Here is an 8,939-nt window from a genome sequence, read left to right on the forward strand (position 1 = left end):
AGGGTAGCAGTTTGTGTGGGGTTTTGCTGCTTGCTATGGGTTTGCCTTCTCCCCCAGCTCCTCTGCCGTAAGCCGGAGCGGGGAGGCATTGTTTGCGCTGGCGGTGTTGTTTTTGCTTTGTTTGAGTGGGGTGATTTTGGGGTCGTAGAGATTGCCTTTGACTTGGTAGCGTATGCTGGCAAGGCGCGAGACCTGGTCGCCCAGCAGGCGGTCTATCACAAAGAGTGCGCCGCCTACCGCAGGCGCTCCAGCAATAACCGCAGCGAGTGGCAGGTTGTTGGTGAGCGGCAGCATCACTTGTAGCGTGGCATCGACCTGTTCGCTTTGCATATCAATCATGCCATTAAGTTCCAGGTCGCTGGAGGGGCCTTTGATGGAAAGCGGTTTTACGCTGTGGTACAGGCCGTTTTGAGCGGCCAGCGTGCCTTTGAGGCGATCAAAACTTAGACCCTTATCGAACAGGTCGGAAAAATCCAGCCTAAGCCTTCTGCCGATGGCTTCAAAGTTGAGCAGGCCAAAGATGTGCAGTGCCTGTGCACTGCCTTCGACTTGGTGGAGCTGGCCTTTTTGCAGGCTGGCGCTTAGCTCGCCGGAAAACTGCCCCAAGGAGAAGCCAAGTGGCGAGCCGGGCCAAGAGCCATTGACATCAAGATGGAATTTCTCGCTGGTGACGTTCGGCGCAAACTGCCAGGCGCTTAACACTTCGGCAAGATTGTTGCCGTGCAGGCGACCTTGGTAGCGCGAGCGCGGACCATTTTGGGTGTTTTCCCAAGCAAAGGTGCCACCGATTTTGAGCTTTCGGATGTCAAGGTCGATGGCATCAATTTGCATGCCGTTTGCATTGGGGCGCACGTTAAACGCCACTGCGCCGAGTGGCTGCGCATCGTAAAGCAGGCGGTCAATACGCACATTGAGCGGCGGGATTTGTTTGGGGTCGAAGGTAGCCAGCGCGTCTGTCTGCGCCCCGCCGTTTGTTTTCGGTATGGCGAGATAGTCCAGCGTCAAGCGGATCGGGCTGTCCTTGGCAGACGGCAGCAGCAGCTGACCTTTGAGCTCGCTGCTGTCGAGTTGGATATCCCAGTTATCCGCTTGACGCGCCGCTTGCAGATGCAGGTAAGAGAGCTCGCCTGCCCCTGCTTGCAGCTTATCAATACGAATATCCATGCTGCGCAGCAGGCTGTGAATAGACGAGGACGAGGCGGATAGATAAGGCGCAAATATCGGCTGCCAAGCCTTTATATCGACCTGCTGCAAACGTCCGAGCAGGTTAATGCCAGAGGGTGCGGGCGGGCGCGGCAAGTCGGGCAGCCCTTGCCCGCGGCCTATCAGCAGCTCGCCGCGCAGCGTATCCAGTGACTGCCCTTGCGATAAGGCCAGCCGCGCAAGGCCGCCAAAACTGGCAAACCAGAGCTTTTGTCCGCTTGGCGGCAGCACCAGGCGCAGATAGCTTTTGCGTTCTTCTTCGTCCGTTTTGCCAAAAGGCGCTGGCAGGTCTACGAGCAACCCTTTGAGATTGGAATCAATGCGCAGTTCCTGGCTGTCTTTATCGATATAAAGGGCGAGGCGGTAAGGCAAGGTGCCGCGAATCGGCAGCGGTTTATCCAGTTTCAGCCAGTCTTGCAGCGTGTCGGCAGCAATCTGTCCGCTGGCCTCGATGCGGCTTTGTTCCTCAGCGTTTTTGCCGGAAGCGACTATTTTGCCTTGTACCCGGTGCCCCAGCGCTTCGGCGCGATAATCGGGGGAGGACAATCCCTTTTGGCTGTCGTAAGCGAAGGTGCCTGCAATGTTGCTGATCGCCAGCAAGGCCGGCCGGGTCAGTGTCAGCTGAGCCGCTTTTGTGCTGACTTGCGCGCGCACTTGGGGTTTGCCGCCATCAAGCGGGATGTCGAGCGCGATTTGGCCGTCCAGCAGGCCGCTGCCGGTCCATCCGGCAAAAGTCTCGCCGGTGCCTATCGGTGCACGCTGTAGCAGATGCAATAAATCTTCCATGCGCTGTTTAACGCTGGCTTTTACTTGCAACAACGGGGACTTACCGTTTTCAACCGGCAGCACTTGCGCGCTGGCCGCTGCAAAACGACTTTGCAGCATGTGCCCGGCGGCCTGCTCAATGCGCACCCAGTTGTTTTCGACAAAAATTTGAGCGCTGGTTTTTTCCAGCGAAGGAAAACCCGGCCAGAACGCAAGTTCCGCGTCTTTGGCCTTTAAATACAGATTGATCACCCGCGCGTGCTCGGGTGCCTGTGCATGCACCGAACCTTGATACTGGAAATAGCCTTCTTCGACCGTAGCGGCGCGAATGGCGGTGTTTAGCCAGTTTTTAAGCGCGGGCGGGAAACCCTCGTTCACTCTGGGCAGGTACTGCGCGGCGTGTTTGGCCTCGGCCTTAATAATGCCGATGCGCAAATCCAGATAGCTTTCTCGGGACTCATCCCAAAACAATTGCAATGCCAAATCGGCAACGGCTTGCTCGCCCGTGATGCCTTGCACCTTGGCATAGGGCAGCGTCAGCGCAAAGCCTTGCTCGTCGATCTGCCAGCGCAAGGTTCCAGCGGCTTCGCTGTAGCGCCAAGGCGTGGCAAATACGTCCTGAACGTGCAAGACAAAGTCTTCGCTGGCAAAGCGCAGCTCACCGCCTTGGGCACTGCCTTCAATACTGCCGCTTAGGTTTTCGGCCGCGGGAACGTGTTGATAGGCGCTAATGCTGACATTTTGCAGATTGCTGGCAAATTGCAGACGGCTCAGCGGCGCGGCACCGGGTTGATAGCTAAGTTGCAGATTGCGCAGCAGGCCGCGCGGTTTAAGCCCATCCAACCAAGCGCGGGCGGTATCCGGCAGTTTGACTTGCGCCAGCAGGGTGAGTAACGGGGAAAGCTCCAGCCGGTCAGCTTGCACTTGCAGACGGCCTTGTTGCTCACGGGCCGCAAGCTGTATCGCCCCCCAATCCTTACCATCAAGCTGGGCAATGGATTTGTCCAGCCGTAACTTTAAGCCGTCGTTATCGCGCTTAAGCTCGCCGCTTAGCGCTAGATTGGTAATGCTGAGCGCTTTGCCTTTGGCAGCTTTAAGTTCAATGCTCGCCGCATTCAGTTGCAGTGCGCCGCGCTGCCATTGGCTTTGTTCGATATGTAGCCAAAGCTGGCCACCCAAGTGCAATTGACTCAGCAAAGCGCCGTCTTGCAGAACGCCATCTTGCAGCCCGGCAGGCAGATAGGGCGCCCAATCGTAAGCGGGCAGTTTGAGATAGAGCGAGGCCTCCCTTGGCGGCCAGTCGAACGTTTCTGTTGACTGAGTACCAAGGCGCAGCAGCAACGCTTCGCCCGTTTCCAGATGCAGGCGGGCGCTCAACTGGGGCTGTTCTTCGCTGCTACTTAACGCAACGCTGCCATAGCTTAAAACCAGCGGCTTGGCTCCTTGCGCCTGAATTTGAATACGGCTGTCCTGCAAAATAATTTGCCCGGCTTGCAAGGCGTAAAAAATCGATGCAAGCGCTTGCATATCCACCGGCTTTGTGGACGAAGCGGTAAACCCGGCCACTTGCCAGCTTCCTTTCGTATCTTGGCTGACTTGCAGATTTAATCCGCTAAGGCCGGTATAGGCGAGGCGCGGTTTTAGCGCGAGCAGGCTTTTGATAAGGTCGGGGCGTAGTTCAAGCTGTTCCAGCGCCAGGTGTTTTTCGCCTTCGCCGATTTCAATTTGGTAGGCGGTAAAAATCGGCGCAAAGCCTTGCCAGCGCCCTTCCAGTCTGCCGATATGCACCGGCTCGCCGGTTGCCTTACTGACCAGTGCTTCGACTTCTGCTCGGTAATCGGCGAGCCAAGGCATCAGCTCGCGGCCAAGGCTGACCCAGCAGGCCAGCAAAATCAGCGCGCAAGCGCAAAGTGAAGTCAATAATCGCAGTAGTTTCAGCAGCCATTCGCCGAAAGGTTTCATCAGCGCGGCACCTCTTTTCGGGTTAGCAGGATTTAAAGCAGCACCACATCGTATTGTTCCTGGCTGTACAGGCTTTCCACCTGGAAGCGGATGGGGCGACCAATAAAGGCTTCAAGGTCTGCCACGTTGGCCGATTCTTCATCCAAGAGGCGGTCAACGACTGTCTGGTTCGCTAGCACGCGGTAGCCGCCTGCGCCAAAGGCACGCTCTTCACGCAAAATTTCACGGAAGATTTCATAGCAGACGGTTTCAGCGGTTTTCAGTGTACCGCGCCCGCTACAGCAGGGGCAGGTTTCGCAGAGAATTTGTTCGAGGCTTTCGCGCGTGCGTTTGCGTGTCAGTTGCACCAGGCCAAGCTCAGTAATACCGACGATATGGGTTTTGGCGTGGTCGCGCTCAAGCTGGCGCTCCAAGGTGCGTAGCACTTGGCGGCGGTGCTCTTCACCGGCCATATCGATAAAGTCGATGATGATAATGCCGCCTAAATTGCGCAGCCGAAGCTGCCTGCCAATCGCCGTGGCCGCTTCCAGATTGGTTTTAAACAGGGTTTCTTCCAGCGTTTTATGGCCGACAAACGCGCCGGTGTTGACATCGATAGTGGTCATCGCTTCGGCCGGATCTATCACCAGATAGCCGCCGGATTTGAGCGGGACTTTGCGCTCCAGTGCGCGCTGGATTTCATCTTCAATGCCGTACAGGTCAAAAATCGGTCGCTCGCCCGGGTAATGCTCAAGGCGTGAGGCGGCTTCGGGTACCAGTTCTTCAGCAAAGCGGCTGATCTTTTGGAACACTTCACGCGAGTCAATGCGCAGTTTTTCCGTGCGCGCACTGAATAAATCGCGCAATGTGCGCAGCGCCAAGGGCAAGTCTTCATAAATCAGTGCAGGGCAGGCGGCCTGTCCGATGCGCGTTTGGATTTGCTCCCACAGGCGGCGCAGGTAGCGGATGTCGGCGCGGATGTCCTCGGCATTCATGCCCTCGGCCACGGTGCGCAAAATAAAGCCGCCCGCCTCGCGGACACCTTCAGCCTCCAGTGCTTGCCCGAGGATTTGCCGCAGCCGTTCACGTTCGGCTTCATCCTCAATCCGCAGCGACACGCCAATATGATGGCCGCCCGGCATATAGACCAAATAGCGCGAGGGAATGGAAAGCTCGGTCGAAAGCCGCGCCCCTTTGCTGCCAATCGGGTCTTTGCTGACTTGCACCAACAGGCTTTGTCCTTCACGCAGCAGATGGCTGATCGATTGCTCTGCAAGGTTGCTACTGCTGCTCGCCGCTTGCACTAAATCCGCCACATGGATAAAGGCGGTACGCGAAAGGCCTATCTCGACAAAAGCCGCCTGCATGCCCGGCAACACACGCACCACTTTGCCTTGGTAGATATTGCCAACAATACCGCGGTGCTGTGTGCGTTCGAGGTGGATTTCCTGCACTACACCGTTTTCCACCACCGCGACACGGGATTCCATCGGGGTGACGTTGATCAGGATTTCTTCGCTCATTGATCTAATCTTTTATCTAATTTTCGACCAGATTAAGCCGCCGTTGCAGGCCGCGCAGCAGCAAAAATATCCAGGGCCAAAGCACCGCGCTAATAAACGCGGGCAGCAAAAAGGATAAAAGCGCCGGGCGGCTGCCGCCCAGAACGCCCAGCCACAGGTGGATAAGCTGTGCGCTGGCAAAAATCAACAACAGCCACTGGCTTTGCCACCACAGCGTACTGCGCAGCAAGCGCCGCTCAGCCAAGCGCAGACAAAACACCAGCCAAAGCAGCACCAGCGCGTGCTGCCCAAACCAAGTGCCGAACAACACATCGGCAAACAGACCCAGCACAAAAGCCGTGAAAAAACCTACCCAGCTCGGTAGATAGAGCACCCAAAAACTTAAGATCAAGGCGAGCCAAAGCGGCCTGCCCGGCTGCATAAAATCGGGCAGCGGAACAATATCGAGCAGCAATCCACAAAACAGGGACAGCCATAAGGGCAATGGGAGCCGCAGCGGGGAGGCGTTCATGGCTCAAGCGGCGGCGCAGCGGCAACCGGCACTTTACCTGCTTGCTGCGCATCACCGGCTTTGCCCGGCGGCGGGAATATCAACAGCAGGTAGCGGCTGCGATCAAATACCGCTGTGGGTTCGGCGAGCACGCTAATAAAGGGTTGGCTGGGGTCGTGCATCACCTGTTTAACCCGCGCGACCGGGTAGCCGGCGGGAAAACGCTGCCCTAAGCCTGAAGAGAGCAGCAAATCGCCCTCTTTAATATCCGCAGTGCTCGGCAGATGACGCAGCTCAAGCCGCGTAAGGTCGCCGGTGCCGCTCGCTATCGCACGCAGCCCGTTACGACTGACCTGTACCGGAATGCTGTGATTGCTGTCCGACAACAAAAGCACCCGCGCACTGCGCGGCATCAGTTCAACGACTTGACCCAGCAGGCCGCGCGCATCCAGTACCGGTTGACCCAAAAATACCCCGTCAAAGCTGCCTTTGTTAATCAAAATGCGCTGGCTGAACGGGTCGGGGTCAGTGCCGGTCAGTTCGGCAATCAACACCATTTCGTCCATTTGCCGCGCCGAACCTAAAAGTTCGCGCAGCCTTTGATTTTGTTCGCGCAGCGGGGCGAGCCGCTGCACGCGATGCGACAGTAACAGCGCTTCCTGCTTAAGTCGTTCATTTTCGGAGAGCAGCGCCTGACGCTCGGTAAATTGCGCGGCAAGCCGCTGCCAGCCCTGTGCTGGCGCGTTAACCAGCTGATGCAACGGCATCAGCGCTTGTCCCAGCGCGGTGCGAACGACCTGAAGCACCTCATGCTGCGCATCAACCCACATCAGGCCGATGGAGAGCAATGCGAAGGATAAAAATCGCAGTCCGTGCGAAGTTTTTTTGGTGAACAGTGGCTTAATGGTCTAAATCCTCGTCAAGCGGATTATTCCTTGGAAAACAACTCCATCGCGCGTTTACCCATCATTTCCAGCGCTTTGCCACCACCACGAGCCACGCAGGTGAGCGGGTCTTCAGCAATAATCACCGGCAGACCGGTTTCCTGTGCCAACAGTTTATCCATATCGCGCAGCAACGCACCGCCGCCGGTCAGCACCAAACCCCGCTCGGCGATATCCGAGGCGAGTTCCGGCGGCGATTGCTCCAAGGCACTGCGCACCGCCTGCACGATGGCGGTTAAGGATTCCTGCAAGGCTTCGCGCACTTCGCTGGATTTGAGCACAAAGCTGCGCGGAATACCTTCGGCCAGATTGCGGCCGCGCACTTCCATCTTTAACGGTTCGCCGCCGGGGAAGGCGGTGCCGATTTGCTGCTTGATCGTCTCGGCGGTGGACTCGCCAATCAAGCTGCCGTAGTTGCGCCTGACGTAGGTGACAATCGCCTCGTCAAAGCGGTCGCCACCGATGCGAACCGATTCGGCGTAGACCACGCCGCTTAGCGAAATCAGCGCAATTTCCGTCGTGCCGCCGCCGATGTCCACCACCATCGAGCCGCTGGCTTCTTCGACCGGAAGACCCGCGCCAATGGCGGCAGCCATTGGCTCTTCAATCAAAAATACTTCGCGTGCACCCGCGCCCAAGGCGGAATCGCGGATGGCGCGGCGCTCGACCAAAGTGGATTTGCACGGCACGCAGACCAACACACGCGGCGAAGGGTTTAAAAAATTGTGTTCATGCACCTTTTTGATGAAGTAGTGCAGCATCTCTTCACAGACGCGAAAATCGGCAATCACCCCATCTTTGAGCGGGCGGATGGCGGTAATGTTGCCGGGCGTGCGCCCGAGCATGCGCTTGGCTTCCATGCCCACGGCCACGACGCTTTTTTGGTTGCCGTGTGAGCGGATGGCAACGACCGAAGGCTCGCTTAAAACAATGCCGCGCTCGCGTACATAAATCAGCGTGTTGGCGGTACCCAAATCAATGGAAAGGTCGCTGGAGAACATGCCGCGCAGCTTTTTAAACATAATGAAAAAGACCTAAAAAAACTAAAAAAATGAAGAAATAAAGCGCATAACCGAGGGGATGGATTTTTGACAGCAAAGCAATACGGCAAAGTGCAAAAAATCGCGGCAAACTCTATCAATCGGCGACATTTTGAGCAACTGGCTCACTGTGCTAAATTGCCCATCTTTTGGCTTTCGCGCCGATTTTTGCGCATTTTTTACCTGCCCGCCTTTATTTAAAAGAGCTTGCCCATGCTTGCCCGTCCTGAAGTAGAAAAACTCGCCCATCTCGCCCGCATTGGTCTAAATGAACGAGAAACCGATGAAGTGACCTCTGAGCTTAATCAAATTCTAAAACTGATCGACCAAATGCAAGCGGTCGATACCGAGGGGCTTGAACCGCTTGCCCATCCACTCGATGCCGTGCAGCGCCTGCGCGCCGATCAAGTCTGTGGCGTTATCGAGCGCGAGCGCTGGCAGTCTATTGCCCCCGCGGTGGAAAACAGCCTGTACCTCGTGCCAAAAGTCATTGAATAAGGAAAGACCACTGATGCACCGTTTGACCTTGGCACAAATCAGCCAACAACTTAACGCTGGGGCGTTTTCCTCAGTGGAATTAACGCGCGAACTGCTTAAACGCATCGGTGAAAAAGACGCTGGGTTAAACAGCTTTATTACCGTCACCGAAGCACTTGCGCTAAAGCAGGCCGAAACTTGCGATAAGCGCCGCGCCGCCGGTGAAACGGGCGCACTCTTGGGTCTTCCTGTCGGTCATAAAGACCTGTTTTGCACCCGAGACGTGCGCACCTCGTGCGGCTCGAAGATGCTGGAAAACTTTATCGCCCCGTATAACGCGACCGTGGTGGAAAAGCTCGAAGCGGCCGGCTGCGTGACCTTGGGCAAGCTCAATATGGACGAGTTTGCAATGGGTTCGGGCAATGAGAACAGCCACTTTGGCGCCACGAAAAACCCTTGGAATACCCTGTGCGTACCCGGCGGTTCATCCGGCGGCAGCGCTGCGGCCGTTGCTGCAAGACTCTTGCCCGCCGCTACCGGCTCGGATACCGGCGGC

7 protein-coding genes are annotated in these 8,939 nt (G+C 56.8%); 2 read left to right on the forward strand and 5 right to left on the reverse strand.

The features are described from left to right. Positions 1-33: 33 nt before the first annotated feature. Genes AXE65_RS06930 through AXE65_RS06950 form a run of 5 tightly spaced genes read right to left on the reverse strand, consistent with a single transcriptional unit; the run spans position 34 to position 7,888 of the window. Positions 34-3,930, reverse strand: a complete 3,897-nt coding sequence (locus AXE65_RS06930) for a YhdP family protein (protein ID WP_068389973.1) — start codon at positions 3,928-3,930, stop codon at positions 34-36. Between the two features lie 32 nt (positions 3,931-3,962). Continuing rightward, positions 3,963-5,432 carry a ribonuclease G gene (gene rng / locus AXE65_RS06935; RefSeq protein ID WP_068389976.1) on the reverse strand — a complete coding sequence of 490 codons (1,470 nt, stop codon included), beginning with the start codon at positions 5,430-5,432 and terminating at the stop codon, positions 3,963-3,965. A gap of 16 nt (positions 5,433-5,448) precedes the next feature. Beyond that, positions 5,449-5,943 carry a rod shape-determining protein MreD gene (mreD, locus tag AXE65_RS06940; RefSeq protein ID WP_068389979.1) on the reverse strand — a complete coding sequence of 165 codons (495 nt, stop codon included), beginning with the start codon at positions 5,941-5,943 and terminating at the stop codon, positions 5,449-5,451. Next, positions 5,940-6,791: a rod shape-determining protein MreC gene (gene mreC / locus AXE65_RS06945; protein ID WP_068389982.1), complete on the reverse strand. Its 852-nt coding sequence runs from the start codon at positions 6,789-6,791 to the stop codon at positions 5,940-5,942. The genes mreD and mreC overlap by 4 nt, the downstream gene beginning before the upstream one ends. A 59-nt stretch (positions 6,792-6,850) precedes the next feature. Then, complete coding sequence (locus AXE65_RS06950) at positions 6,851-7,888, reverse strand: rod shape-determining protein (RefSeq protein WP_068389985.1); 1,038 nt, start codon at positions 7,886-7,888, stop codon at positions 6,851-6,853. Between the two features lie 231 nt (positions 7,889-8,119). Here AXE65_RS06950 and gatC point away from each other — a divergent pair, with 231 nt between their 5' ends. Both gatC and AXE65_RS06960 read left to right on the forward strand, forming a co-directional pair. After that, positions 8,120-8,404 (forward strand): Asp-tRNA(Asn)/Glu-tRNA(Gln) amidotransferase subunit GatC, encoded by a 285-nt coding sequence (gene gatC / locus AXE65_RS06955; protein ID WP_068389987.1) that lies wholly within the window; start codon positions 8,120-8,122, stop codon positions 8,402-8,404. A 13-nt stretch (positions 8,405-8,417) separates the two neighbouring features. Continuing rightward, positions 8,418-8,939: amidase (locus AXE65_RS06960; RefSeq protein ID WP_239685045.1), on the forward strand; the 522-nt coding region annotated here is incomplete at its 3' end.

Origin of the sequence: Ventosimonas gracilis, from assembly GCF_001580025.1 — a bacterium.
Lineage (GTDB): Bacteria > Pseudomonadota > Gammaproteobacteria > Pseudomonadales > Pseudomonadaceae > Ventosimonas > Ventosimonas gracilis.